The organism is Rossellomorea sp. SC111 (assembly GCF_024733565.1).
GTDB lineage: Bacteria > Bacillota > Bacilli > Bacillales > Bacillaceae_B > Rossellomorea.
This window is the reverse complement of sequence record NZ_JANIOC010000015.1, coordinates 62,768-88,770: the sequence shown is the minus strand read 5'-3', so window position 1 is coordinate 88,770 and position 26,003 is coordinate 62,768. Positions and strand designations below refer to the sequence as shown.

Annotated in this window: 27 protein-coding genes and 1 other annotated feature; of the genes, 4 read left to right on the top strand and 23 right to left on the bottom strand. The window is 41.2% G+C overall.

The genetic code is table 11. The features are described from left to right. Window positions 1-812 precede the first annotated feature (812 nt). Window positions 813-1,430 carry an acetate uptake transporter gene (locus NQ095_RS18310; RefSeq protein ID WP_258264872.1) on the top strand — a complete coding sequence of 206 codons (618 nt, stop codon included), beginning with the start codon at window positions 813-815 and terminating at the stop codon, window positions 1,428-1,430. A 96-nt stretch (window positions 1,431-1,526) separates the two neighbouring features. On the opposite strand, the gene NQ095_RS18305 is transcribed toward NQ095_RS18310, so the two are convergent. The 6 genes from NQ095_RS18305 to NQ095_RS18280 form a co-directional block, all read right to left on the bottom strand. Next, window positions 1,527-2,441 carry a ferritin family protein gene (locus tag NQ095_RS18305; protein ID WP_258264871.1) on the bottom strand — a complete coding sequence of 305 codons (915 nt, stop codon included), beginning with the start codon at window positions 2,439-2,441 and terminating at the stop codon, window positions 1,527-1,529. A 71-nt stretch (window positions 2,442-2,512) separates the two neighbouring features. Beyond that, complete coding sequence (locus tag NQ095_RS18300) at window positions 2,513-3,481, bottom strand: GNAT family N-acetyltransferase (protein WP_258264870.1); 969 nt, start codon at window positions 3,479-3,481, stop codon at window positions 2,513-2,515. 14 nt (window positions 3,482-3,495) lie between these two features. Further along, a complete protein-coding gene (locus tag NQ095_RS18295) occupies window positions 3,496-4,500 on the bottom strand; it encodes a serine hydrolase domain-containing protein (protein WP_258264869.1) in 1,005 nt (334 codons plus the stop codon). A 120-nt stretch (window positions 4,501-4,620) separates the two neighbouring features. Continuing rightward, window positions 4,621-5,877, bottom strand: coding sequence for a tyrosine--tRNA ligase (gene tyrS, locus NQ095_RS18290; RefSeq protein WP_258264868.1), 1,257 nt, complete (start codon window positions 5,875-5,877; stop codon window positions 4,621-4,623). 151 nt (window positions 5,878-6,028) lie between these two features. After that, window positions 6,029-6,238 (bottom strand) — a binding site (T-box leader). Between the two features lie 59 nt (window positions 6,239-6,297). Further along, a complete protein-coding gene (locus tag NQ095_RS18285; RefSeq protein WP_258264867.1) occupies window positions 6,298-6,954 on the bottom strand; it encodes an O-methyltransferase in 657 nt (218 codons plus the stop codon). Window positions 6,955-7,066: 112 nt separating this feature from the next. Then, window positions 7,067-7,945: an SMP-30/gluconolactonase/LRE family protein gene (locus NQ095_RS18280; protein ID WP_258264866.1), complete on the bottom strand. Its 879-nt coding sequence runs from the start codon at window positions 7,943-7,945 to the stop codon at window positions 7,067-7,069. 183 nt (window positions 7,946-8,128) lie between these two features. On the opposite strand from NQ095_RS18280, the gene NQ095_RS18275 reads away from it, so the two are divergent. Beyond that, on the top strand, window positions 8,129-9,802 hold the full coding sequence (locus NQ095_RS18275; RefSeq protein ID WP_258264865.1) for a ribonuclease J: 1,674 nt from the start codon (window positions 8,129-8,131) through the stop codon (window positions 9,800-9,802). Window positions 9,803-9,856: 54 nt separating this feature from the next. Here NQ095_RS18275 and NQ095_RS18270 read toward each other — a convergent pair whose 3' ends face one another. The 12 genes from NQ095_RS18270 to rlmN form a co-directional block, all read right to left on the bottom strand. After that, a complete protein-coding gene (locus tag NQ095_RS18270; RefSeq protein WP_258264864.1) occupies window positions 9,857-10,153 on the bottom strand; it encodes a putative quinol monooxygenase in 297 nt (98 codons plus the stop codon). 19 nt (window positions 10,154-10,172) lie between these two features. Beyond that, entirely contained in the window at window positions 10,173-10,808 is a 636-nt protein-coding gene (locus NQ095_RS18265; RefSeq protein WP_258264863.1) for a nitroreductase family protein, read from the bottom strand. A gap of 27 nt (window positions 10,809-10,835) precedes the next feature. Next, window positions 10,836-11,270, bottom strand: a complete 435-nt coding sequence (locus tag NQ095_RS18260) for a MarR family winged helix-turn-helix transcriptional regulator (RefSeq protein WP_258264862.1) — start codon at window positions 11,268-11,270, stop codon at window positions 10,836-10,838. A 135-nt stretch (window positions 11,271-11,405) separates the two neighbouring features. Continuing rightward, window positions 11,406-12,188, bottom strand: coding sequence for an HAD-IIB family hydrolase (locus NQ095_RS18255; protein WP_258264861.1), 783 nt, complete (start codon window positions 12,186-12,188; stop codon window positions 11,406-11,408). A 75-nt stretch (window positions 12,189-12,263) separates the two neighbouring features. Further along, on the bottom strand, window positions 12,264-12,455 hold the full coding sequence (locus NQ095_RS18250; protein ID WP_258264860.1) for a hypothetical protein: 192 nt from the start codon (window positions 12,453-12,455) through the stop codon (window positions 12,264-12,266). A 242-nt stretch (window positions 12,456-12,697) separates the two neighbouring features. Further along, window positions 12,698-12,982 carry a hypothetical protein gene (locus tag NQ095_RS18245; RefSeq protein WP_258264859.1) on the bottom strand — a complete coding sequence of 95 codons (285 nt, stop codon included), beginning with the start codon at window positions 12,980-12,982 and terminating at the stop codon, window positions 12,698-12,700. A gap of 19 nt (window positions 12,983-13,001) precedes the next feature. Next, window positions 13,002-13,436 (bottom strand): hypothetical protein, encoded by a 435-nt coding sequence (locus NQ095_RS18240; RefSeq protein WP_258264858.1) that lies wholly within the window; start codon window positions 13,434-13,436, stop codon window positions 13,002-13,004. Window positions 13,437-13,466: 30 nt separating this feature from the next. Beyond that, on the bottom strand, window positions 13,467-13,832 hold the full coding sequence (locus NQ095_RS18235; protein ID WP_258264857.1) for a hypothetical protein: 366 nt from the start codon (window positions 13,830-13,832) through the stop codon (window positions 13,467-13,469). A 91-nt stretch (window positions 13,833-13,923) separates the two neighbouring features. Beyond that, window positions 13,924-15,273 (bottom strand): NAD(FAD)-utilizing dehydrogenase, encoded by a 1,350-nt coding sequence (locus NQ095_RS18230; RefSeq protein ID WP_258264856.1) that lies wholly within the window; start codon window positions 15,271-15,273, stop codon window positions 13,924-13,926. 129 nt (window positions 15,274-15,402) lie between these two features. Beyond that, complete coding sequence (locus tag NQ095_RS18225; protein WP_258264855.1) at window positions 15,403-16,629, bottom strand: MFS transporter; 1,227 nt, start codon at window positions 16,627-16,629, stop codon at window positions 15,403-15,405. Between the two features lie 13 nt (window positions 16,630-16,642). Continuing rightward, window positions 16,643-17,689: an ArsR/SmtB family transcription factor gene (locus NQ095_RS18220; RefSeq protein ID WP_258264854.1), complete on the bottom strand. Its 1,047-nt coding sequence runs from the start codon at window positions 17,687-17,689 to the stop codon at window positions 16,643-16,645. Window positions 17,690-17,900: 211 nt separating this feature from the next. Then, window positions 17,901-18,971, bottom strand: a complete 1,071-nt coding sequence (rlmN, locus tag NQ095_RS18215) for a dual-specificity RNA methyltransferase RlmN (protein ID WP_258264853.1) — start codon at window positions 18,969-18,971, stop codon at window positions 17,901-17,903. A gap of 587 nt (window positions 18,972-19,558) precedes the next feature. On the opposite strand from rlmN, the gene NQ095_RS18210 reads away from it, so the two are divergent. Beyond that, on the top strand, window positions 19,559-20,104 hold the full coding sequence (locus NQ095_RS18210; RefSeq protein WP_258264852.1) for a GNAT family N-acetyltransferase: 546 nt from the start codon (window positions 19,559-19,561) through the stop codon (window positions 20,102-20,104). Window positions 20,105-20,200: 96 nt separating this feature from the next. Here the strand turns inward: NQ095_RS18210 and NQ095_RS18205 are convergent, their stop codons facing one another. Continuing rightward, a complete protein-coding gene (locus NQ095_RS18205; RefSeq protein ID WP_258264851.1) occupies window positions 20,201-20,767 on the bottom strand; it encodes a GNAT family N-acetyltransferase in 567 nt (188 codons plus the stop codon). A gap of 322 nt (window positions 20,768-21,089) precedes the next feature. On the opposite strand from NQ095_RS18205, the gene NQ095_RS18200 reads away from it, so the two are divergent. Then, complete coding sequence (locus NQ095_RS18200; protein WP_258264850.1) at window positions 21,090-21,905, top strand: STAS domain-containing protein; 816 nt, start codon at window positions 21,090-21,092, stop codon at window positions 21,903-21,905. Window positions 21,906-21,993: 88 nt separating this feature from the next. Here the strand turns inward: NQ095_RS18200 and NQ095_RS18195 are convergent, their stop codons facing one another. From NQ095_RS18195 to NQ095_RS18180, 4 genes are all read right to left on the bottom strand, one after another. Further along, window positions 21,994-22,734, bottom strand: a complete 741-nt coding sequence (locus NQ095_RS18195; RefSeq protein WP_258264849.1) for a class I SAM-dependent methyltransferase — start codon at window positions 22,732-22,734, stop codon at window positions 21,994-21,996. A 34-nt stretch (window positions 22,735-22,768) separates the two neighbouring features. Next, window positions 22,769-23,443 (bottom strand): Type 1 glutamine amidotransferase-like domain-containing protein, encoded by a 675-nt coding sequence (locus tag NQ095_RS18190; protein ID WP_258264848.1) that lies wholly within the window; start codon window positions 23,441-23,443, stop codon window positions 22,769-22,771. 157 nt (window positions 23,444-23,600) lie between these two features. After that, the gene (locus NQ095_RS18185) at window positions 23,601-24,371 is read right to left on the bottom strand and encodes an alpha/beta hydrolase (RefSeq protein ID WP_258264847.1); all 771 of its coding nucleotides are present in this window, start codon (window positions 24,369-24,371) and stop codon (window positions 23,601-23,603) included. A gap of 122 nt (window positions 24,372-24,493) precedes the next feature. Continuing rightward, window positions 24,494-25,981 carry a lipase family alpha/beta hydrolase gene (locus tag NQ095_RS18180; protein ID WP_258264846.1) on the bottom strand — a complete coding sequence of 496 codons (1,488 nt, stop codon included), beginning with the start codon at window positions 25,979-25,981 and terminating at the stop codon, window positions 24,494-24,496. Window positions 25,982-26,003 lie beyond the last annotated feature (22 nt).

Here is a 26,003-nt window from a genome sequence, read left to right as displayed (position 1 = left end):
CAGTCCCTCGACAAGAATGTCTCGTATATTCCTTTAATTTCACCTTATTGGAGCGATAATATGTCTCTCCCCGTTTGAAAGAAACGGTACCGCAGCGATCTTTTATGAGTGTTTGATTTATAGCCTTCAAGGGTCTGATTCCTTCCATGAATATGTATAGTCCTGACCGATCAATTTTTTATGTTTAACATTCTAATGATAACAACAATTTCGGGATTTAGAAACATCCTGAGAGGATTAGTATTTTCATAGAAACGTATAATAAAGAGTAAAGCGACATAGAATATAAGGGAAACAGAAAAAAATCCGCACTATGAGGCCAGTCATAGTCCGGAATACCTTCATGTCTTTTTCTACTTATCAAGGTGGTTCAATAATGAGATGAAGAAACTGCCGGCTTGAAAAATGAGCATGAAAATGAAATATTGTTCCATCAGTGTCACCTCCTGCAGAGAGAAGAAATTTGTCCCCACTTGATATCTATGTAAGATTGACTCAGTTCATGCGTTTTTTGGTTGTGAATTGGATATTCTGATAGGGGAAATCGAAATCCTGGATGATCTTTTAGAGATTATCCGGGAGTTTTTGTTTTGAGGTGGTGCGGTGTTTTTAATGATAGAGGGATAAAATGGAGGATACATTTTTTGTTGATATTTTCGTTTTATCAACTAAATTCCGGATTTATCGACGAATAACTATTTCAGGGCCAGATACCGATTATTTATGAAAGTTTCGCTTACATGATATTTTCTATTGCATACCCACACTTTTTTATGTAAATTAGTCAAGTATGTTTAATAGGAGGTATCATCATGAATCACACACAAACCACTCAACGGATTCAGATTACGACAGCTGATCCATCTGCACTTGGACTTTTCGGTCTGGCTATGGTCACACTCGTCGCTTCTTCTGCCAAACTCGGATGGACAGACGGCGTGTCGTTCGTCCTGCCTTGGGCGATTTTCCTCGGAGGCATCGCTCAATTGATGGCAAGCTTTGGAGATGCAAAGCACAATAATACATTTGGTATGACGGCATTCGGTGCGTTCGGATTATTCTGGCTGGGGGTTGGGACTTCCTGGTTGATTTCATTCGGGGCCTTAGGAGAAGCCGCGGCGGCTGCAGTTGATCCAAGTCAGCTAGGCATTGCCTATATCGGCTATCTGATATTCAGTATCTTCATGACAGTCGGTGCCATGGAGACTCATAAGGTCTTATTCATCATTTTTGTCCTGATCGATTTCTTATTCATCGGCCTTTCCCTGTCTACACTGGGAGTCGCTCCAGAAGCCACGCACAAATTAGCAGCGATCTCTGAATTATTCATTGCCATTTTCAGCTTTTACGGTTCAGCTGCTAGCGTATTGAATACACACTTCGGGAAAGAAACGCTCCCGGTCGGAAAACCATTCGGGATTTTCAAATAAGCACAAAGAAGAGATAGATGAGCGACTCATCTATCTCTTCTATTTCTTTACATTGTTATACTGTACTTCTTATACTTATTAGATATCGGGGCTTTATCATCTTGCTAATCCTCTCTCAAATGCAGATAAATGGTTCTGTGAAGCACTTCTCAATTGTGTGAAGACACTCCTGACATCTTGAGGAAGATTAAATGTCAGAAACCGATCATACATAGCAATATTATCAATCTCCCCCTGGACCCCTGCTGCATAGGCACTTTTTAGTGAATCCGGTGTGGTTGTATACGATTGTGATTGATCAACGGGAAGCGGCAATCCGTAACGTTGGAACAAAGTCTGCAATGCGTTAATATGACGCAACTCTGCTTCTTTAACTTGTAAAAAAGTGCGGACATTCCCGAAACTTTCTAAGATCCGATCGTATCGTGCCTGGGCAAGGTATTCGTCCTGCATGGCATAATTGAGCATCTGGGGAACGGAAAGTGTTGATGCAGTAAGTGCTCCTTTTGCACCGTAATCCACTTGTCTTGATGCTCGCCTGCTTCCGTTATTCTGCATTTTATAATATAAAAACCATACGGCGTGATTCTGTTCATCAACAGCTGCCCGACGAAATGTATCCTTTATGAAGGGATCCTGTACCCCATCAGAAACACTATAATAAAAATCCACCGTCTCCTGCTCATCCCGAAAGGCAAATTTCAATCCTTTTTTGTACGAGTTTGGACAACCTTCCTGCAATTGAGGGCTAGGCTCCATCCCTGTCAAATTTCGATAGATGTCAGTGAATGACTTCAAATGTCTTTTTTCGTCACTGCGAATTTCAAGTATCCGTTGTCTTTCATCCTCTGTAGGTGCCAATTTCGCAAGTTTTTCATAACAGATTATGGCACTATATTCACCATTAATGGCTTTTTGAAGATTCGACTCCAAAGATTGATTCCCTGGAGTCCGGGAATAGCCATCAAGATAAAACGGTTTAAATTGACGGTAAAATTGATATGGGTTCATTCTAAGTAACACCTCTTTTATTCAGTCAATACATATGATATGACTGACTTAAAGATGGGTGTCTGTATAGTTTATTCCTCCCTTTTACCCTGCACTGAATTGTATGCTTCCATAAGATCTTCCACCGAAATGCCATTGATCTTCATACCTGTTACATTACTGTTTGAGATTTCAACATGATTCAAGTCGCAGTTTTCAAACTTACTACCATGAAAGTCGCTTCGTTCAAACATGATCGGCTCATTTTTTTCACCGAGGTTTGTGTCATGAACATGTAAGCCACCCAAAGTGACATGTCCCATTTCACTTTGGGACAAATCTAGGTCTGCGATCAACGCTTTTTGTAGATTGATATTTTGAAAGCGGGATTCACTGAGTTTGCAATTGTTAAACTGAACGCCACTCAGGTTGCTGTTGCTGAAAGTGGAGTAGCTTCCATTGATTCCATAGAAATCGATGTTTTTCAGGTTGCTGTATTCCACCTGTAGTTCAGAAAGGTCTCCGTCTTTTAATGTATCACCATGAATGGTAATCTCCCTTGACTCCCAATCAACAATAGACTCTTCTTTCAATTTTTTCTCATAGCAGAATTCATCATCCGATTCGAAGATTTTTTTATAACCCATTTTCTCATAAAAATAATGATTATCCAGCTGTCGACTTGAGGTCTCAAGCTCCCATGTCATCACTTCGGGATACTCACATTCCATTAATCTCATTACCTTAGAGCCGATTCCCTTTCCTTGATATAAGGGATCAACGAATATCCGGTCGACTCTTCCGTGGCGTTTGCCGACCACTGTTAGAATCAATCCCCCTACAAGCAATCCTTCATAGAGGATATTAAAATAATTCAATTCCCTGATCATGTATCTAGTCTTTTCGATTGAATCGTAGCCTGGTGGCTGGATATTATGATCCACGATATCTGCCTGCCCACGTAGCCATTTCTCTTTTTCCGTGTCGAAAACGTTCTTTTTTAGTCCGGTAAGGATGAAAGCATCTTCTATATTAGCCTTTTCTATTTTAACAGTACCCATTGAGGTTCCCCTTTTTATCTTTTGAAATAACTTTCTATCAATTTCATTACTGCGAAAGCACCTGAGCTTTCGTTTGAAAGGATAACAGTCTTTATATTCTCTTCCGGATAATAGGCAGAATGGAAGCTCACCCCGGGATCATACCCCATCACGTGATGCTTATAGGGTGGATTCAACCACATTCCATACCCATAGTTCACTCCTTCTTTGACTTTAACATGGGGTTGTGAAATGAGCCTTGTACTCTCTTCATTAAGGAACTTATTTGTTAAAAGAGCTTCCCAAAATGAAAGCATATCAGGACCTGTAACATATGCCCCGCCGTCCGCCCCACCCTGTATGGGTATGGAATACATATTGGTTCTCCATGAGCGATCTGGCTCATCAATGTACCCGTAAGCCGTATACTCAGGTAATCGATCCAGTCGAAAATACCCAGAAGCGCTCATATTCGCAGGTTCAAAGATATGCTTTTTGATGTACTCTTGTACCGTCATCCCTGTAAGCTTCTCGATCACCAACCCCAGAATGATGTATCCGGCGTTGTTATAATGAAACCTTTCACCGGGAGAAAACTTCATATGGCCATTTTGAAATAAAGGAAGAAAATCTTCCCCTTTTCTCATTAAATACATTGGGGTCTGCTTCCATAAATCTTCAAAATCGTCCATCACTTCCTCATCAAAATAATCTGGAATTCCCGAGGTGTGGGTAAGTAAATGATGGATAGTCACACTCTCATCAAAAAGTGGGAATGTGCCTTCAAAATATTCTTTTATGGGCGTATGAAATGAAACTTCTCCCTTTTCTATAAGTTGACAGATGGCAACAGCAGTAAACAATTTACACCCAGATGCAATTCCAAATCGTGTATCTGGGGTGTTTTCTCTTCCTTCACTGCGATCGGCAAACCCAAATGCCGATTCTAAGAGGCTCTCACCGCCTCTCTTTACCAAAACCGTCCCAGAAAAATGCTCTGTTTTTGCATGTTCTATGATCATGTTATGTAATTCGTTCATCTTAAACACCCATTCTATTATTTGTCTATGTGGAAAATTATAGCATAACTGATTAGTCATGAAGAGTCCCTATCTTACTCCCCATGACCATGTTTCCAGCTGGGTCTGATTATTTCAATCTTACATTTTGTTTTGAACTCTTACCCTTATGAACTTCCTCTTCCCTACCTGCAAAACCATCCCATCGTTAATCTCCACGTTAGACTGCACATCCAGAACCTTTTCTGAATTGATCCTGATGCCTCCATTCAGGATCATCCGGCGTGCCTCACTCTTAGAGCTTTGCATGTTTAGGGCTACAAGTAGATCGACTATCGAAATGTTCTCTTCTCCTGTCCACTCTTCCTCAGGAATATCTTCAGGAAGTGCCCCCTTCTGAAAGACCTCCTTGAACTGGTTCTCAGCCTGTTCCGCTGCTACTTTTCCGTGATACATCCTGACAATCGTTTTTCCTAACAGAACTTTGGCATCCTTCGGGTGAAGGGTACCCTTTTCTATTTCAAGAGCTAACCTCTCCTTTTCTTCTAGGGATAAATCGGTGATCAAATTGAAGTATTTTGTTATCAACTCATCAGGTATCGACATCGTCTTCCCAAACATTTGATTGGGTTCTTCATCAATTCCGATGTAATTATGTTTCGATTTTGACATTTTATCGACACCGTCAAGTCCTTCAAGTAACGGCAGTAATATGACCACTTGTTTTTCCTTGTTGTAATGTTCCTGCAGATGTCTCCCCATCAGGACATTGAATTGTTGGTCCGTGCCACCAAGCTCCACATCGCTTTCAAGGGCGACGGAATCATATCCCTGCATCAAAGGGTAGAACAGCTCGTGAAGAGAAATCGGTTTCTTTTCTGATAATCGTTTGGAGAAATCGTTTCTCTCAATCAACCGCGCGACTGTGATCTTTGAAGATAAGTGCATCACATCTTCAAGGTTCAAGGAGGATAGCCAGCTTGAATTGTAGTGCAGCTCAACTTTTCCCTTCTCCAGGACCTTTCCGAATTGTTCAAAATATGTCTGGGCATTTCTTTTCACTTCTTCATCCGTCAGCTGTTTCCTTGCAACAGACTTCCCTGTGGGATCACCGATTTTACCCGTGAAATCCCCGATTATCAGCTGTACCATATGACCGTTTTCCTGAAACTGTCTTAATTTATTCAGTACAACAGTATGACCGACATGAACATCTGGAGCAGTTGGATCCAGCCCCAGCTTGATTTTTAAAGGAATTCCGGTCGATATTGATTTCACCAGTTTGTGTTTCAACTCTGCTTCCGGAATGATCTCATGCACTCCATTTTTATATTGTAGGAGCTGCCTTTCGACTTCAAGCTGTTGAACTTTTGAAAGTGATTCCCATTTGTGATCCATGATCTTTCCTCCTTGATTGATGGTCGAAACATGCAGATTTTTGGATTTCTACTTTATATTTTGGATTTCGCCATTAAAACGAAAATGTCGCCGACAAATTACCTGGTTTACCCTCTTCCATTATCATAAACAAAAAACCACGCCCCCTAATTGAAGGGACGTGGTTTACGCGGTACCACCCTCATTGAAGATCTCTCTTCCACTCGATTCGGATAACGGACCGGCCGTTCTCTGCTACTGTTGTTTTCACAAAGAATGTTCAAGGAGGTAATTCGCGCTTATCTGTGTACTGATTTCCACCAACCATCAGTTCTCTAAGACAGGGAGATAAGTCACTACTGAGTCCTATCATGACATGTAGGATTTAGAATTTTCATTAATTTTACAGAAAAAAGGTGATCATTACAATAGAAATCTTTATTATTTTTTCACTATTCCGATTACAAATCCATCATAACCCTTCGATCCAACTGTCTGAACCACTGTTGAATCGATTCTGTCCTCTTGAGATAGCATCTCGGCAAATGTTCTCACACCTTGAATGCTTTCATCTTCACTGTGTTCGTCAATCACCCTTCCTCCACGAACCACATTATCCGTAATGATGACCGCACCAGGCTGTGCCAGTTGAAGTGCCCACTTTAAATAATTGGCATTGTTTTGTTTGTCGGCGTCTATGAATATGAAATCAAATGTACCTTCGAGAGACGGCAGTGTATCAAGAGCAGCACCTACCTTGATTTCGACCCTTTCATCTACGCCAGCATTGCGAATATTTTGGGCCGCGACCTTCGCATGCTTTTCACTGAACTCAAGGGTGACAAGATGTCCATCTTCCGGCAGGGCCCTGGCAAGCCAAATCGTGCTGTACCCGCCCAGGGTTCCTATTTCTAAAATGCTTTTTGCCCCTTTTAGCTGAGCAAGTAAGGAAAGGAATTTCCCCTGATTCGGAGAAACATCGATTGCAGGAAGTCCGGCTTCACTATTTTCTTTCAGGACAGCCTCCATAATGGGATCCGGTTTTTGTAGTTTACCAGCATAATATTGATCGACTTGTGTCCAAGTATTGGTTGACAATATCCTATTCACTCCTTATAAAAATTCTCTCGTCATTATAGCATGATTTTCCATATCAGAATAATGAATCTTTTTTAATTCAACAATTTCACCTGTCAATTTTGGGACTATTTCATTCTTCTTTAAAAACAAAATTCTCTATTCCTCTAATATTTGTCTTTAAGGTGAACACCCCACCCGCAAGTGGATATTCATTCAATTGTTCCTCTGTCATTCTCGTCCTTGCTGTGGTAATGTGTAAGTCATTTAGTTCTGGTCCACCGAACGCACAGGACGTTACATTCACAGCGGGGACCGCTATGAATTCAAGCTGTTTCCCGTTATGGGGATTCCATCTCGATATCCCGTTTCCACCCCAATGGGCAATCCAAAGCATTCCATCCTCATCGATAGTCATGCCATCCGGAAACCCTGCACCTTCAGGAAAGTGTATTACCACCTCCGGGCGTTTAATATGACCCGTAGTTACATCATATTGATATCGAACGACTTGCTTCGTAGGAGTATCGATGAAATACATAAATCGGTTGCACGGTGACCAAGCCAGACCGTTAGAAGTTCCCACGTTTTCAATCTTTTTCGATATATGTAAAGGTAAGTCTAAAGAATATAGAGCACCCTTCTCGCTTATACCCCCTGTTGTATCCGTCGTTCCTGCCCAAAACCTTCCTGCAGGATCGCATTTCCCATCATTGAATCGATTTTCTTCCAAATGGCTTTCAGGGTCACCTACTTTCTCTAGAAGACCCGACTCCCAGTTAAAAAAATATATACCTTGTTGAAGACCAAGGATCAATCGTCCCCTGTCTGTCAGAGAAAGACAGCCGACAAATTGATCCACTTTAAAGGAATGTAATGTTGCATCCATTGGGTTAAATTGTAAGATTTGTTTCTCCATGATATCCACCCAATATAGTACATTCCTATTGGTATCCCAACAGGGGCTCTCTCCTAATGTGTTTTTTGAATCAACAAACAATTTAACTGCCATAGATAATCTCCTTTGTGAGAATAGTTTCCCTGTATCTACTTCTAGGAAGATACAGTAATTCCCTTCCATATAATAAGTCTGATTGATAGACAGGCATTTTTAAATCAATTGGAAACTGAATTCTCTAATTGAAACAATCTCAGTCGGGAATAGTAAGAAAAACTTGTCTTGGAGGGTTCTTTCTTGGAAACTAATGAACACGCTTTGACCATTTTTGCACTGGGTGGACTGAATGAAATCGGAAAAAACATGTATGTCATCAAATATGGTGACGATATCGTCATCATTGATTGCGGGGGGAAATTCCCAGATGAAAGTCTTTTGGGAATCGATTTAATCATTCCAGATGTGTCGTATCTTGAGAAGAATAAAGATAAAATACGGGGACTCATTGTCACGCATGGTCACGAGGATCATATTGGAGGGATTCCCTATCTTCTCAAAAAAATCAACGTCCCTATTTATGCTACTCATTTTACACTGGGGTTAATTGAATTAAAGTTAGAGGAACATAAACTCCTCCGGGATACGAAACTTTTCACGATTGATTCTGAGAGTTCAATCCATTTGGGCTCAATCGGCGTATCCTTCTTCAAGGTCAGTCACAGCATCCCCGATTGTCTGGGAATTGTCTTTCATACACCAGAAGGGAATGTCGTACATACAGGCGATTTTAAATTTGACTTGACCCCTGCCAATCACCAATATGCAGATATTCATAAGATGGCACGAATTGGCGAAGAAGGTGTCCTTGTACTGCTTTCTGAAAGCACGAATGCAGAAAGGAGCGGGCTGACGCCTTCCGAACAAATGGTAGGCAACCATATGGATGAAGCATTTTTTAAAGCGAGTGGCAAGATCTTTGTCTCCACTTTTGCTTCCAATGTGAATCGTGTACAGCAAGTGGTGGACTCTTCCATCAAGACGAATCGGAAGCTGGCGCTATTAGGTCGCAGCATGATCAATGTAGTGTCTGTCGCGATGGACCGAGGGTATTTGAAAGTTCCCGAGGGAATGCTGATTGATCCAGGTGAAATCGATGCACTGCCTCCAGAGAAAGTAACCATTTTATGTACGGGAAGTCAAGGGGAGGCCATGGCTGCCCTCGGCCGGTTATCCGGTGGTAACTTCCGGGGTGTAACCATTTATCAAGGTGATACGGTCATTCTCGCTGCTTCCCCCATACCTGGTAACGAAAAAGACGTATCCCGCATCATCGATAACCTCTTCAAGCTTGGTGCCTACGTCATTTATGGAAGTGGAAGTTCAACAGGAATGCATGTTTCTGGCCATGGCTATCAAGAAGACTTAAAACTCATGCTGACATTGATGAAACCAACTTACTTTATCCCCATTCATGGTGAATATCGAATGCTTCACCATCACCGTTTACTGGCAGAATCGGTGGGAGTGGAGAAAGGGAATACGTTTCTTATCAAAAACGGTGAAGCCGTTGATATTAAGAATTCCATCGCTCGTCAAACCCGATCTCATCCGGCAGGTGATACCTATGTGGACGGCTTGAGTGTCGGGGATATCGGTTCCATTGTCCTGCGCGACCGCAAGCAGCTTTCAGAGGATGGGATGCTGATTATCTTCGTAACCCTCAATAAATCGGATCATACGATAATTTCAGGTCCCGATACGATTTCAAGAGGATTTGTATTTGTACGTGATTCAGAGGAACTTCTTAAAGAGATTAATCATTTAGTGAAAAAAGTAGTTGATGAGTTGACCGAAGCGAATATACGGGATTGGAAAGAAATGAAGCAAGCAATCAAAAAAGACGTTGGTCAATTTTTATTCAAGCAGTTAAGAAGAAAGCCTGTTCTATTGCCGATTATTATTGAGATTTAGCTTTTTTAATAATGAAAAAAAGCACCCAGTTCATACCGGGTGCTTCTAAAACAATTATTTTTCTACTTTACTTCCATTATAAATTTTCACGTCTAAAGGTGCCGATAAATACTCAGGTGCCCTTCCGACGAATGAAGTGAAATGTTCGCTCGTATTATGACTTTCAACAGCAGACGGATCTTTCCACACCTCTACCATTGTATAGACACTTTCCCTCTCCGTATCCTTCATTAAATCATAAGAAATGTTGCCTTCCTCTGCTCTGGATGAAGCGACAAGTGGGCGGATCTCCTCTAAAAAGGCCTGTTCTTTCATTGGATTGATTTGAAATTCTGCATGTATAATAATCATTTCATTACTCCCCGTTAATTTATTTCCATTCCGTGATGGATTCAATTGGCAATCTGACTGATTTGTAACCCGCATCGACGGCTTTCCCGATTGAAATCAGCATGACAGGATAATAACGTTCTTTGTCCATGCCATAAGCTTCAGCAATTTGATCTTTTTCATATCCACCTATCGGATTTGTGTCATATCCGTGGGCACGTGCAGCGAGCATCAATTGCATGGATACTAATCCTGCATCGATAAGGTTCATTTCCCTGAACTGATCAATAGGCATCGTTTCAAGTAAACCTTTAATGGCTGGAAGCTGTCTGTCTCTTACTTCTGCAGGCATAAGTCCTTCTTCGACCGCTTTGTTGTAAATTTCATCCGCATAGTCAAGGCTGTTCATATCAACAAATACAGCGATGACTGCAGAGGAGGTTTGCACCTGGGTTTGATTGAATTTGGCAAGTGGTGCAAGCGTTTCTTTTCCTTCAGCACTGTCGATTACAACAAAACGCCATGGTTGCAGGTTAACAGAAGACGGTGCAAGTGTCGCCTCCGTAAGGATTTCTGTCATTTCTTCTTTGCTGATTTTCACAGATGGGTCATAGTTTCGGATGGAACGACGACCTGTGATAATTTCATTGAAATCATTGATTTTTGTTGTATTCATGATGCATTCTCCTTCATGTGTTTTTATTTAGTATTCAATGTCCTGGACATTATCCTGAATTCGATTTAGCATTCCCGATAAAATCGAACGTTCTTCTTCAGTGAATGTCTTGAAGACTTTAGAAATGAAAATCTCTTTCTCTTCCCTGTACGCTTCAATCTTCATTCTTCCTTCTTCTGTCAGTCGAACATAGGTAAAACGGTTGTCGGCAGGGTTCTTACGACGGGAAACCATTCCTTTTCCCTCAAGCTGTTTCAGGTGCCTGGTCACAGCAGCACTGTCAATATTCACTTCACGCTGAAGTGCGGTCTGACTGATTTCTTCCACTTCAAACAGTTTGTGGAGCAGGTCCAGGCGAGATTGACTGATCCCTGTACAACGCTCAAATTTCGGACTCATTTGCTTATATATATCATTGAGTTGAACAATGATCTTCTCTTCTTCTCGGCACGAGTTGGACAAAGCATCCTCCTCCTTTCCGATAATTGACAGGTCAATTGTTGACCCGTCAATTAATATAATATATTTAATTCTGATCGTCAATCATTTGGTTTCCGACGTAAAAAAGCCGGCTAAAAGGATTTCTCCTTAGCCAGCTTACTTCCTTCCTATAGTGATTTCATTATGTACTAAGGTCAATTCCTTCAACTTCCTAATGATTTCCCCTTCAAAATCTCCAGTAAGCGGGATTTGTTCATCAGCAAAGCTCGAAAGTCCTTCATGATACCCTAACATGACAGCATGTTTTGCTTTTTGGAACATACTGATGTCATTGGCATCATTACCAAATGCAATAAAGTCTCCTTCACCCACTCCAAATCGCGAAAGTGCGCTCCATTTATGAATATTGGAAGGGCTGATATCCACTACATTTTCATTCATATGTATGTTCACGACGATATCCAAGGCTTGCAATTCATCAATTAATTTCTGAAAGTTAGTAGTTGTTAACAATAATATCTTCACAATTGAGTTCAGTGAAGTGACGGGAAGCATCTCGGCAAGATGGTGAGGATCAAGGAAATCAAGAATTGGATGATCGGCAGCACCTGTATAAGCGTAATCCCACTCGCTATCAATCAAATAGGTTGCCTCATATTGATCGATGAGGTGATGGATCCTCTTAAGGTCTTCTTCATGAAAAGAAGATGCATGAATCACTTTTCTTTGATGATAAAGAAGAGAACCGTTCCCACCAATCAAAGGGAAGGAATGTAATCGTGCATCCAGGACAGGAAGCATATCCCGAATCGGTCTGGCGGATGCAAAAATCACTTCGTGGCCATTCGTTTTCATTTCCAGTAAACATTGGACGATTCTTTGTGAAATCGGTTTTCCTCTGAAGCAAATCGTTCCATCTAAGTCAAATACAAATTTCATATATACACCCCTCATAATATGTATGATTTTACCATATTAAATAAAAGCGAGGAACCATTTCCACAAAAAAAAGACTTACTCCTTTGGTAAGTCCAGTGCCTGATACGCAGCCTGATATTTTCCGCCATCCGCCACCTCGGAATGATAGAGGGCTTTAAGGGCAAATGTTCTCTCTAAATTCATGTCTTCCATCAATACTTTCAGTCTTCCTTGTAATTCTTTATTATCCCTGACTAACAGTTTCATTTGTGACTTCATATATCTCATACAGCTTTCATTCCTCTTTTCCAAATATGCATTCCATCAAGTATATCACCGATGGTCTTCGTACTAAAGGAATTTCTGTTTGAACCCCCTGTTTAGATCCTTCTCAAACCCCTAGCCAAAGTCAGGTATGCTGGGATCACTCCCTACATCATTTAAACCACTCATCCCTCACTAACCAGTTATATGAAAAGAATTCTAACATCTAATCAACCTGCCCTTCAAACTTCATGTGTTTAACTCCCTTATTCCAAAAACAGCCCAGTCACAATGACCCCTACTCCATTCAAAGCAAAAAACGCACCATAAATCATCATTAGCATTCCTGTTCCAAATCCATAAGGGTCAAAAGGGCTTACCGATAAACCGGTCAATATAATAACTACTGGTGTGAGTAATAAACATGCGACACCAGACCAAATCCTCTTCTTTTTATTTTTCCCTGAAATCTTTATGACCATAATGTTAGTCACAGCTAAGATGGTCATAAAGATGGCAACTAAGAGAAACAATACACCCCAGTCAGACAACCTATTTCCCCCTCATGATTTAATAATATGCCATGTAAAATGAAATCCCCCAGCTTAATACAAGAAACAGCACACTTGCAATCAAATAAGGACTCTTATTAGAAGTACTTGCAGATTCATATTCATACTTAAATTGGTTATTCGTTATGAACTTAGCAGCCGTAGATGCCTGATTGATTCCAGCCCTTTTTGAAATATTGGTGAACCATCCCAGTGCAAAAAAACAGAGACTTGAAATGAAAGCCGTATCCATTAGCCTAAACCCCGTTAATGAACTGATCATCACTGTAGCGGTTGTCATAAGTGTAAACAGAATAACGATGACCGTAAGGGATAAAAACTTTGGAGGGATCCACTTCTCTAGTAGTTTACTGAATTGATCAATGAAAAATGCCACTCCGGTTCCTGCGATGAGGATGATGATCGTTAACAAAAGATTATAATAATGATACATATAGCAACCTCCAGTCAAAATCTTTTCAATCTAGAGTGAAAAAACAAATAGGATTCCATCGACTACAGAGAGACATACTAAAGTGATCAATACTCGTTTTCTTCCCCACATTTTTTTAAAATATAAAAATAGTAATCCAAAATAAATGATCCCAACAGTGATCAGACAAAAAAAGAATTCCCCCATCACCGTTCCATTTATATGAGTGCCATTCACATGAACCCATTCAAATTTTTCATTTAAATCCAATGGGACAGTGAAGAACATGACACCCCACCCTAAGAAAATAAAAATCCCCAGCAATCGGAGGAAAGAATACATACTCAACTGTTGTTTTGATTGATTGTATACTTCCTCCTCATGGTTAGTAACAGTTTGACCTACTCTCAATTTCATAAAAAATCCTTTCTGCCTGTTCTTTTCTACTAATACGAAAAAACAGGCAGAAAGGTTTCAATTTTTCCTAATTTTATCATTTGCTGGAAGTCTATTGGACGAAATATTCTCCTAGATATACACCGCTTGCCGCTGCCTGGGACAGGGAATGGGTTTCTCCCGAACAATCACCAATCAAAAACAGGTTTGATATATCTGTTTCAAAGTTCTCATCCGTCGGTAATATTGGTTCATGGAATTTCGCATCCAACCCGTACAGAAGCGTATCAGGGTGGATCGGTTCCCCAATAAGATTTTCAAGAGAACCTAAAAACTCGATAAACGCCATCCCATACACTGCTGGGACCTCTCCTCTCACATTTCCGCATTCCGCATGGAGGGACGGACCTATCAAATTCCCCTCCAGCGATTCAGTAAGTCTATGAAATTTAAAGTCTTGCCATCTCTGAACGACTATCCTCCCCCGTCCTTGATTGATCCCACCTATGACGTCCCCTGCATACTTCATTGCTTCATCATGGGATTGAAAATAACGAGGAACGAATAAGCTGAAGTTCAGGTTCGCACTCGGTGTATCCTCTTCACGGGCATTTTGTCCGTCCGGCATCACTAAGCCATGCTGATGTTTCCGAATGATCCTTCCTTGTGGATTCATACAATAGGTTGTAGCACTGAATGAATCCCTTTCGATCTGCAACTTTGTTTCAAACGTATCTTGTAATATCGATTGAAGCTGGTCACCTTTCATTTCTACGCGAATCCCCATATCGAGACGCGTCTTTCCTGGAAATAGTCCAAGTGATGCTACTTGTTCTTTAAGCCATTTGCTTCCACTCATGCCTGTGCCGATCACTAATTTTTCTGTTGTGAATTGACCACTTGTCGACTTTAGGTGAAAGGTATCACCCTTTTTTGAAATGGTCTCGACACGAGTTTTAAAGCTGAAGGTTACTCGGTATTTCAGGACTTCATACAACTTCTCAAAAATATCACCCGCCAGTCGTGTTCCTAAATGACGGACCTCCGTGGAAAGAACCTTCAAGCCAGCATCAGCCCCTCTACTTGAAAGCTTCTCATTTTTCGTACTATATGGGGGGATGCTATCACCGCCAAATTCACAGAGAATGTTGTCTACTTCCCTCATCAAAGCAAGTGTATTTTGCTCTCCGATTTTCCTGCCAAGCCCCCCGCCAAAATCATTCGTATAATTAAATTTCCCCTCGGATTTCCCAAGACCTGCAAAACCTATGTATTTACTGCACACACCTTCACACGTACAGATTCCTCCCTCATCTAAGCCACATGTACGTTCACTCAGTTCCTTGCCGAGATCGATCATATGGATGGAGACATGTTCATTATGCTTCATCAAGGTGTAAGCAAGAAAAATACTGCTTACTCCTGCTCCGATGATGGTGATGTCATGGTGATTTGATTGCATCCCCTTCTCCCCTTTCTAAGTTGTGACTGTTCCACATTATGTCATAACGATTATTATCTTCCTCAATAAACTTTCACCAATTACACGCTACTCCCATCCTACCATAGTGAACGTTGGAGGTCCGTCCCTCTAGTAATCTTTCAAACTATGGTGCAGGTAAGGGATGGAGGCGAGTGTCGAAATCGCTCCGGCCAGTACGATGGTCAGGTTGGTTCCCATTGCTTGAGCCAGTATTCCTGCCAGAAATGCGGCGATGGGCATGAGTATCCACGTCATGAGACGGCTCGTGGCCTGCACCCTCCCCAATAAGTGATCGGGAGACAGCGTTTGGCGGATCGTAATGATGCAGGGACTCATCATTGAAGCACAGAAGGTCCCTACTGCATTCATGATCACGAGCCAGAAATAGGTTTCCATCAATCCGAAAAACAAAATAGAAAGTCCTCCAACAACAGAGGCAGTAAATAATAAACTTCTATAAGAAAACCATCTCCGAAAGAAGTTTGACATCACCGCACCTAAAATGGCACCCACTCCGCCAGCTGATAATAACCACCCTATCATAACCGTATTTATATCCAGGGAATCTTTCAAGTGAAACACTAATAATGTGAGGAACAATGTTGTTCCGAATACAGAAGATACCATCGCCAGATTTGTGTAGAAAATCGGTTTGGTCTGTAGAACGAATTCAAATCCCTCCCTGATTTCTCTCCATATGGAGGCACTTGATGAATCTCTCTCATTCCTCTTCATCCTGAGACTCGCAATGGCTAGAAAAGAGACGAGGAAGCTGACGCTATTCACCAACAGGGCGTATCCTGGATTAAGAAAAGAAATGATTAACCCACCTAAACCTGGTGCGAAAAAGACAGCTAAATTAAACATCCCGGAGTTCAGTGAATTCACAGCTTGAAGGTCTTCTCTTCTCACCAGACTTGGTACGGAAGCAAATTGAGAAGTATTATAGATTTGACTTAATGATCCAATACCAAACACCACGGGATATACCATCCACATCTCCAGAATACCCATTATAAATAAAATCCCGATTATCCCGACAAGGATGGATCGTCCTAAATCGCATAAAAGGAGCAGACGCTTTCGATTGAAACGATCAGACAGGATGCCCGCGAAAGGCTGCAACATAATCGGTAACCGCTCAAGTGCCGCTGCAATTCCCATACTCACAGGTGAACCCGTAATGGATAAAACCATGAGTGGAATGGCAATTAAATAGATCTGATCTCCGAAAAATGAAATCAAATTTCCACCCATAAACCTGAAAACAGGATAATTTTTCTTTAAAGGCGGGAAATCTGCCAATTGACTCAGCTTGACCGCACGTTCTCCCATACTCGACACCCCTTTATACCCCTTTTAAATAATGATTCAATTCATTCGATAATGATTGAACGCCATTCTCTTTCAGACGATACTTCCCATCCTGGGTTTCGACGAGCCTGGCAGATCTGAGAATTTTCAAATGATGGTGGACGGTGGATTTCCCCATGTTAAGTTCATTGGTGATTTCCTGGAGAGTCCTTTCTGTTCCCTTCAAGAATTTCACCATTCGCAGGCGGGCTTCATCCCCAAGTGCCTTATACTTCTGGACGAGAAAATAGCTTGGCATATTCTTATCATGTGGATAGATGCTTTCGTTGGCTACAGGGTAATAAAACACCTTCACTCCTTCCACATCCCCTTCTACATTCCAAGGGCGGTAAATCGACTGGGGAATGAGAAGTACTGTGTGTACAGCCGGCTCGGGTAGATAGGTTATACCGCCGGTGGCCCATTCCACCAAAGCCTCGGGATTGAGCTTTTCACTCATCTCTTTCTTAGACTGTCTATCCCTTGTCAATATCCCATTTAGGTTCTCTTGTTCAGGTCGAATCACTTCTTCATACCATCTGGTCATTACACTCATTAAGTGCTTCTTAAGTTTGTGGACATTTGTCGTGCAGATGAATTCAATATAGCCTGGATAATAAGGATTATCATCCGTCTGTTCCTTTAATCTATTCCGTGATGCTACTTCCCCTTCTGATGCTAGTTTTCGAAGTTCCTGAAATTTAGCCCCTATGTAGGGAATGCAATGATATTTGATTTCTTCTTCTTCCAATTCATCCATATAGGTGATGAACTCTTGTAAGGTTCCAAATTCTCTTTGATGCAATAACAGAAGAAGGGATTTCCACGTATTATTCTTTTCTACATACTCCAAATCCTGGATCAGGCAGTCAGTTAGAGACTTTTTCAACTTGTCCCATGATTCTTTTGGCCTCTCTAACGTATCTATAAGCCTGGTGTTGGTGATTGCAGCAATCCCTAAAGCACATTCCCATAACAGGGAAGCTTCGATCCTTACATCATATGTCTCTCTTTTACGACTGGTCATATGGAGCACATCCATACTCACACACCTCTTTCACAAAAATTTCTTCCTTAATAGGTATTCTATATTTATAGAACTGTAAATTCAATATTATTTGAACTAATTTCCAAAAAAGTTTCCAGTTTTTCTTAGAACATGGCTTTTCATTGTCTTTTTTTAGAAACTACAAACAGTCATACACAACAAAAAAGCACATGAATTCCCGATCAGGAATTCATGTGCTCCATTATTACGATTTCACTTTATCTTTCTTGATTTGCTTACTTCTCAACTGACCGCATGCTGCGTCGATATCTGTACCCTGCTCCACTCGAACTCCACAGTTGATTCCATGTTCCAGTAAGGTACCGTAGAATTCAACGATTGCTTCTTTCGTACTTCTTTGATACTGGTTGTGTTCGTCGACCGGGTTATATGGAATCAGGTTGACGTAAGAAAGGTGCCGTTTGTTCTTCAGCAGTTTGGCCAACTGAATGGCCTCTTCTTTATGATCATTGACATCACTCAACAAGATATACTCAAACGTGATGCGTCGATTTGTTTTTTCTAAATAGTAATCAATAGCCGGCATTAGTTTCTCGAGCGGATACGCACGGTTGATCTTCATGATCCGTGTACGCAATTCGTTGTTCGGTGCGTGAAGAGAAACGGCCAGGTTGATTTGGATATTTTCGTCGGCAAACTTATAAATCTTATCAGCCAGTCCACTTGTGGAAACAGTAATATGGCGCGCTCCGATGGAAAGACCTTTCTGATCATTTACAACACGGAAAAAGTCCATCATGTTATCGTAGTTATCGAACGGTTCACCAATCCCCATCACGACGATGTGACTGACACGTTCCCCGTTCCCAGCTTCATCGAGATGATGCTGAACATTCATAATCTGTTCGACAATCTCGCCGCTGGATAAATCACGGTTCTTTTTCAACAGTCCACTTGCACAGAATGTACAACCGATGTTACAGCCTACCTGTGTTGTGACACATACACTCAGGCCATAGTTGAAACGCATCAGAACGGTCTCGATTAGATTACCATCTTCAAGTTTGAACAAGAATTTGATTGTACCGTCCTTCGATTCCTGTTTAACCTCTTGGGTGAGCGTATGAAGATAGAAATGATCGTCCAGCAGCTGTACACAGTCAGTGTTCAAATTCTTCATATCCGCAAAGGTTGTCACTCTCTTTTTATATAGCCAATCCCAGACTTGAGCCGCGCGGAATTTCTTTTGCCCGTTTTCAACCAGCCAAGTTGTCAGTTGATCTAATGTTAATCCATATATGGATTTCTTTTCCATTTAAAACCCTCATTTCGAAACTATACAATTTTCTACTTATCTATACTACTTAAAGTATGGGAATGTTTCAAGGGATTTATAAGTGTTGAGAAGAATTGGAATTCCGTAATATAGTATAAAAATAAAAAATTTAAGCCGTGGAAGTTGCCCGGCGTATGGTCTTAATGAGTGATCCGTTGAACGAAATCATCCAAGTTATCTTTATCTTTCAGATTTTCATTACATTCATCACTGTCCTGACAAATATGATTGTGGTAACACGTTTTCTGCTTTTACATATTTCATTTCAGTGAGCTCCTTATCTTCTATCTGAATTCAGTCAATAAGGTGCAAAGCCGACTTACTAGAAATGAACTTTCAGGGCGATCAAATTAGATACCATCACATGCAAAGTGTCGCCTTTCTAATAATAGGCTATGCATGAGACGCTTGGGACTCTGGCAATATCTTACTCCATACCATGTCACCACCTCCTTCAACTATTTTCTTCTATTATAAGAAAAATCCCCTTTCTTCTCAATTATTTGAACCGAATCAACGCCTTATTCATGGTATAATCTTCTAAATGCAATGAAGGAGATGTTCAGATGTTTTCATTTACAGTAGATAAAGAGATTTCAATCGACCTATTTCAGCAGCACCATAAGGAGGAGTTATACGAGCTGATTGATTCGAACCGGGATCATCTTCGCAAGTGGCTTCTATGGGTGGATAAACGCCGATCACCAGAGGATTTAGAGCCAATCATCCCAATTTGGATCCGGAATTACGCTGATAACAACGGATTCGACGCCGGGATACGTTATCACGGGAGATTAGTCGGTATGGTCGGGTTGCATTATATCGATTGGAAAAACCGAAGCACGAGCATTGGGTATCTACTCAGTGAAGAAGCTCAAGGAAAAGGGATCATCACACGTGCCGTTTCTTCCTTGATATACTATTTATTTAACGAATTGGATCTTAACAGGGTGGAAATCCAATGTGCCGTCAGCAATGAGAAAAGCATAGGGATCCCGATACGTTTAGGATTTACAGAAGAAGGCATCACTCGGGATGGTCAATGGTTATATGATCATTATGAAGACCTTGTGACCTATAGTATGTTGAAAAAAGATTGGCCGCTTTCATGAAATCACATGAATAAACAACCAGTTTACTTGAAGCAAACTGGTTGTTTATTTTCAAATCATATTATTAACTCTCTTCAAGCCTTAAACGTTCCTATCTTAGCTTCCGGCGATTAATCCATACACACATGTATCGGTTAATCGTTCCCCATCGACTGACAGGTCTTCATTTCGAAGGATCCCCTCCAATTCATAGCCGAGTCTTTCAGGAATCGCCCTGCTTTTCTCATTCGTCGATTCACATCTTATCTCGACTCTTTTTCCACCTAGCTCATTCAGAGCGAATTCGGTTAGTTTCCCGACCGCTTCGGCCATATATCCATTTCCACTCATTCGGGTGTCGATCCAATATCCGATTTCAAATTTCGGAACACTCCAATCGATATTGTGAAAACCTGTTGAGCCGACGAATTCATTGGTATCTTTCAAAAAAATCAAATACCTTAAACCTTCCCTGGTAACAAACTTGGCGTGTGCTTGACGGGTGTTCGTCTCCGTTTCTTCTACAGAGGGGTTACTCCGGGCGAAACCAAGCCATGGCTGTAGTTCAGGTAGGGAAGCCTTGATCGCTGCATTGACTGCATGGCCGTCACCAGGCTGAGGCATCCTTAGTTCCAGTCTTTCTGTTGTAATCACTGCAGGAACATCAATTAATACGGGATTCATTGCAAAACACTCCTTTAAAATCAAAAACCCTCCTCCTCAAGAACTGAATCTTTAGGACGAGAGTCACCACCTCAGTTATCTGCATTGTACGATTCCAGCCTTAATGAATGATCGATAAGGGGATTTCACGACACAATTTTTGTAAATATAAGATTCATGCAATGCCCTGATCATTTCATTTTAAATGGAAATATTTTAAATTATTGAAATTATAAGGGAATACTAACCCGTTTGTCAATATACCTGGTATACTATTATTCGCCTATACTAAATATGAATAATCCTCTATACTAGAGGAAAAAGATTCAATTGGAGGATGAAAATGACTCACCACACAATCACCACTTCCGTAGGGGATCAATTGATTGAAAGAAAACGAGAAATCGCCAATTCGATCTTCTCTGAACTTGCAACATCGTACCCCGACCTATATGTCGAAGAAAGAAGAAATGGCAGTCTGCCATATTTTGTTCAACTGATTGAACTCATTGGCAATGGATTGCTGAAAGGAGAGAGCTTTAAAATTCAGTCAAAGGACTGGGGAAAAGAGGTTGGAAGACTTGCTTCCGGTCAAGGAATCCCTCTCAATATGTCAATAAGCAAAGTTTCTCTCTATAAGAAAGTGGTATTAGAAGATATCGTCCTTCATAATGATGACACTCTGACGAAAGAGATTTTTCTCCAGCTTACACATGATATCGACGAATCCTTCACGACGATGATTTCCGCTTTTTGTGAAGCGTATAGTGAATATGCAGATGAGCAGTTGAAGATCTCGGAAGAAAAATATCTTTCCCTGTCTACACCGGTCGTCCCCATCTTCTCGGATCTGGCTGTACTGCCTTTAATAGGTCAAGTAGATGAAGTTCGTGCAGAAATGATGGCAGAACATGTTCTGCTCGAGTGTAAAAAGCTATCCATCCATCAATTGATCATCGACCTTTCCGGAGTATATGAAGTGAATCCTTTGTTCCAACAAGGAATCATGAAACTGATTGACAGCCTTAAATTACTTGGAATCGAACCGATTTTATCAGGAATGCGTCCAGAAATGAGCATTGAATTTGTTCAGATGGGTATTAATATTTCAACCATCAAAATCTATCAAACACTTAATAAAGCGGTAGAAGCTCATTAATTGCTTCTATAACAAGAAAAAGGACATCATAAGCTGAAGTCCTTTTTTTATTTACATGAGATATCTGGAGTAAGTGTAGATTAGCCGATCAGTCTGTTTTCCTTGATTTAATAATAAGGAATGATGGTCTTCTTTCTTCATTTTTTAAATCAGGCATCAGATTAAGTCCTTCCTTAGTGGACAGGGGCTCAAGCATTCTTTCTAGCATGAAACCATGACCAATAAGCCCATTAACCAAGGTCTGTAGTGTTCTGTGATATTTAATCACCCCGTCCACATACCAATGCTGTTCCCGTTTCCCTTCTTCCCGGTAGTGATCAAGCGCCCAGTGCAGGCGTTCGCCGTTTTCATTTTTCCACCAATTTCTCATGTCCTTTCGTGCGGTTACGACAGGGTGCTCAATCGAATAGATCAATATTCCGTTCGGATTCAGAAGTGTGTGGAGCTTGCGGATCAGAGATTCATAGTCTTCAATATAATGGATCGCCAGAGAGCTTACTATCAAGTCAAAAGGTTCTATTGGATAGGATAGGTCTTCAATCGGACTGCAAACGTATTTAATGTTTTCGTCATTATTTTCTACTAATGCCCTGGAAATCATCTTTTCAGAAATATCCACCCCTACGACAGCTGATGCACCCATTTCAATACAATATTTCGACAACCCGCCGGTTCCGCATCCAAGATCCATTACCCTTTTGCCCTTCAGATCTGGAAGGGCATCTTTCATTGCAGGCTGTTCAAGAAAATCATTATAGGTCATTTTGGAATCGCGCAATTTCATATATCCTTCAAAAAATGTGGGATTGTCATAAATATTTTGTTTCATTGTTCCCCTTCTTTCTATTATTATTCATCGGCTTTCAGATAAATCGACCAGGATCATAAACCTGTTTTATCAGATCCCTATCAAAAACATAGGCGGGCTTTGTACCCAGCACTTCCATTCTTCCACTCAGGATTTTCAAACCGGTCTCTTCACTCAGGGCTATGACAGGCTTACGGTATACCTGAATAAATTGATGAATCAGTGGGTCATTTTTTTCCTGATAATGACACCATATAGAAAAGTCATTGAGGAATGACAATCCATCTCTCGTCTTCAACTGGACATCATTATCATCCATATGGATGCACGTTGCTATATCACTGCCCATGACAATCGCTCCGGCACTGCCGCCGTAGATCGTTCCTCCTTCTTCTTTGAAAGCCGACAAATGAACGTGGAAATCCGATTGAAGAAAGTTGTGCATTAATCTGAACGTGTTTCCACCCCCTATATACACAGCAGAGTACCTCTTAAGGTCCTCCAGGGTCTTATCCCTAAGATCCAACCACATCGCAATGTCTTTAACCCCAAAAGGTGCAAACACACTCTTTATCCACTCATAACATGCCTCATATGAAATCTCACCCGGATTCATAGCCACCGGCAGATATAACAATGACTTCCCCCCGGTCAATTCACCTGCAAACTCCCTATCAATCGCCAACGTCTGATCACTATCCCCACCGCCAGAAAGATACAATACACCCAAATAACCACCCCTTCCTACTGGAGGGACGGACCTCCAATTTCTCCCACCTTATTACCTTAATTATAGCAATAATCAGGGTTCGTTCAATCATCTATCATAAAATTGGAGGTCCGTCCCTCTCTTGGTTTAGAGGCTGCTCCAAATATGTAAGTCTTCTTCAATCCTTGAACAAGTAATCGAAAATCATCGGTACCCTTTTTCTCCATGCAACTTCGTTGTGCTCCGCACCATCAACTATTTCAAAACGGCAGTCCTGAACTTTTTCTTTAAGTATACGATAGACATCCCGACTTGAATCGATGTAGGTCAAATCATCAATGGTTTCTGTATTTTCTTTTGTTCCGATATCCATGTAAAAACGCTCCAGCTTTGACAGGTCACTTTCTTTGATTAAGTTCTCGATTTCCAATTGATTGAACCAATAAGCAGATGAAATGGATGCCACTTTTTTAAAAATATGAGGATACTTGCACGCGGCATAGGTAGATATCAGTCCACCCATAGAACTTCCTGCCATGCTTGTATCCTCTGGATTCGTCCGGTACGTACGATCCACCAGAGGCTTTAATTCATTTACGATAAATTCGATATACTTCTTTCCCTCTCCACCTATGGATGTGCGATCTGCTGAAAACACATCAGTCATTTCCGTACTTTCCCATGGCCCATATTCGTCCAACCTCTTTAATCCTTCATTGCAGTCAATCCCTACTACAATGAGATCCATCTTTTCCATTTCTAAATACTCTCCAATTCTCCAAGCCATCCCATAACCAGCATCTTCATCCCGGTAAAGATTTTGCCCATCATGCATATAAAGTACGTTGTACCTTTTAGTTTCCATTACATGATAATTCTCAGGTAAATAAACACGTACTATTCTTTTTCGATTCAATGGGGTTATGGTGACTTCAAAGTGCTCATACATTCTTTTATTCCTCCACTTTTTTATATTTAGTGTAGCATGAGTAGCATGCTATCTGATGAAATGTCTAAAAATTATGTAAAAATAGAGAAGCTCCTCATGAGCTTCCCTAATGAGTGTACTTATTATTGACCGTATACCTTCCCAGTTGCATCAACATAAATCGTTTTGATGAGAGTCCGTTTGAATCTCTTTTTACCTTTTGCAGCGTCTATATCGATTGTTACATTGTAAACGCCTTCGCCCAGTTTCGGAAGTTTCAGTGTACCTTCCTTAAGTTTCAGCTTGCTTTCTTTTAACTTGCCGTTCCTGTAAAATTCGATTGTGGTTTCTTGTTGAAGTTTGATGTTACTGTCCTGTTTCTTCAAGCTGATCTCATTCCTATCTAGGTTCACCATCACAGCATCATTCACTGTACTCTCGAATGAAACATTCATAAGATATTTCTCTGAATTTGGAGAGGTTGATTGGAGAGTCCATTCGCCAGGAATAGGGTTTGGTATCGTAAGAGTATAATGATAAGCCCCGTTAAAATACTCCCCTTCATCTTTTTTAAGTTTGAAGGAAGAATGGATTTTCCGATTCGGATCTTCCAGTGTCAACCGAGTGGAAGGACTGTTACTTATCCAATCAAAGGTCACCGACTCTGCTCCCTCTTCAACCAGGACTCTTTCTTGTTTATTTCCGTTCGTTTCCCCACCTCTGATGTACGAGGACGCATCCGTATTGTAGGACGAAGATTGCTCACTGCTTTGAATCTTTGTACCTGATGAATTGAGGTTGCTTTCATTTAAATAATCCCTGAATAAGTTGAAAGTGGAGGAGCCTTCTTTAATGGTGAAATGATTCCAGTCCCCCACCCTCAACTCGGTGGAATAAGGTAGTCTGGAACTATTAACCGTAACCGCTCCGTCATTGCTTCCATACCCCCAAAGATATAATCCTCCCCAGTAAAGAGAACTTCCAAACCCTCCCCACTTAGTTCCCCCAAAAGTATAGATTGGATTCTTATTTACATTTACGTGCTGATCGGTTTCGGAGCGAAAGTATGCCATATACCCCGTTTGCAGGGAGTAGGTGGCATCATTCTTACTACCAAGGATTCCAGCAAGCCAACCCGCCCAGCTGCTATAAGCCAAGTCAGCTAATTGTGAGCCGTGATGAGGTGCAGAAAGGGTGATCACTCTTGAAACATAAGGAAAGGCACCATAGTGGACGAGAGCCGATTGGGTATCGATTCCTCCTTTACTATGGGCGACAACCACCACTTTCTCTCCGTAGTAAGTGTAGATCTCCCGTATTTTCTGCGCCAGGAGCGCGCCGTTGTCCCACATATTCTTTGTAGGATACAGGTCGATGAAAGCCGTTTCATAACCATTTTGATAGGCGGTGTCGTACATATTGTTTTCATTCCACCATGTATTAGAAGAGCTGTTTAAACCATGAACAAAAAGGATCGGTTGCTTTGAAGGAGCCACATACGAAGGAGTCGTACCTACATACCACTGCCCTGGGACTCCTGAAGGATCATCATTTCCGAAAGATCCCGCCTGACTCCATGATGGCAGGAGTAAAAACAGTGCCAAAATCGTCATACTAATCTTTTTGATCATATCCTCTCTCCTTTACCATTGA

Excerpts from the sequence above, each read along its gene's own strand:
- NQ095_RS18310 (WP_258264872.1), top strand. The coding sequence starts at position 813 with ATGAATCACACACAAACCACTCAACGGATTCAGATTACGACAGCTGAT.
- NQ095_RS18305 (WP_258264871.1), bottom strand. The coding sequence starts at position 2,441 with ATGAACCCATATCAATTTTACCGTCAATTTAAACCGTTTTATCTTGAT.
- NQ095_RS18300 (WP_258264870.1), bottom strand. The coding sequence starts at position 3,481 with ATGGGTACTGTTAAAATAGAAAAGGCTAATATAGAAGATGCTTTCATC.
- NQ095_RS18295 (WP_258264869.1), bottom strand. The coding sequence starts at position 4,500 with ATGAACGAATTACATAACATGATCATAGAACATGCAAAAACAGAGCAT.
- tyrS (WP_258264868.1), bottom strand. The coding sequence starts at position 5,877 with ATGGATCACAAATGGGAATCACTTTCAAAAGTTCAACAGCTTGAAGTC.
- NQ095_RS18280 (WP_258264866.1), bottom strand. The coding sequence starts at position 7,945 with ATGGCAGTTAAATTGTTTGTTGATTCAAAAAACACATTAGGAGAGAGC.
- NQ095_RS18270 (WP_258264864.1), bottom strand. The coding sequence starts at position 10,153 with ATGATTATTATACATGCAGAATTTCAAATCAATCCAATGAAAGAACAG.
- NQ095_RS18265 (WP_258264863.1), bottom strand. The coding sequence starts at position 10,808 with ATGAATACAACAAAAATCAATGATTTCAATGAAATTATCACAGGTCGT.
- NQ095_RS18255 (WP_258264861.1), bottom strand. The coding sequence starts at position 12,188 with ATGAAATTTGTATTTGACTTAGATGGAACGATTTGCTTCAGAGGAAAA.
- NQ095_RS18250 (WP_258264860.1), bottom strand. The coding sequence starts at position 12,455 with ATGAGATATATGAAGTCACAAATGAAACTGTTAGTCAGGGATAATAAA.
- NQ095_RS18240 (WP_258264858.1), bottom strand. The coding sequence starts at position 13,436 with ATGTATCATTATTATAATCTTTTGTTAACGATCATCATCCTCATCGCA.
- NQ095_RS18235 (WP_258264857.1), bottom strand. The coding sequence starts at position 13,832 with ATGAAATTGAGAGTAGGTCAAACTGTTACTAACCATGAGGAGGAAGTA.
- NQ095_RS18230 (WP_258264856.1), bottom strand. The coding sequence starts at position 15,273 with ATGCAATCAAATCACCATGACATCACCATCATCGGAGCAGGAGTAAGC.
- NQ095_RS18225 (WP_258264855.1), bottom strand. The coding sequence starts at position 16,629 with ATGGGAGAACGTGCGGTCAAGCTGAGTCAATTGGCAGATTTCCCGCCT.
- NQ095_RS18220 (WP_258264854.1), bottom strand. The coding sequence starts at position 17,689 with ATGGATGTGCTCCATATGACCAGTCGTAAAAGAGAGACATATGATGTA.
- rlmN (WP_258264853.1), bottom strand. The coding sequence starts at position 18,971 with ATGGAAAAGAAATCCATATATGGATTAACATTAGATCAACTGACAACT.
- NQ095_RS18210 (WP_258264852.1), top strand. The coding sequence starts at position 19,559 with ATGTTTTCATTTACAGTAGATAAAGAGATTTCAATCGACCTATTTCAG.
- NQ095_RS18205 (WP_258264851.1), bottom strand. The coding sequence starts at position 20,767 with ATGAATCCCGTATTAATTGATGTTCCTGCAGTGATTACAACAGAAAGA.
- NQ095_RS18200 (WP_258264850.1), top strand. The coding sequence starts at position 21,090 with ATGACTCACCACACAATCACCACTTCCGTAGGGGATCAATTGATTGAA.
- NQ095_RS18195 (WP_258264849.1), bottom strand. The coding sequence starts at position 22,734 with ATGAAACAAAATATTTATGACAATCCCACATTTTTTGAAGGATATATG.
- NQ095_RS18185 (WP_258264847.1), bottom strand. The coding sequence starts at position 24,371 with ATGTATGAGCACTTTGAAGTCACCATAACCCCATTGAATCGAAAAAGA.
- NQ095_RS18180 (WP_258264846.1), bottom strand. The coding sequence starts at position 25,981 with ATGATCAAAAAGATTAGTATGACGATTTTGGCACTGTTTTTACTCCTG.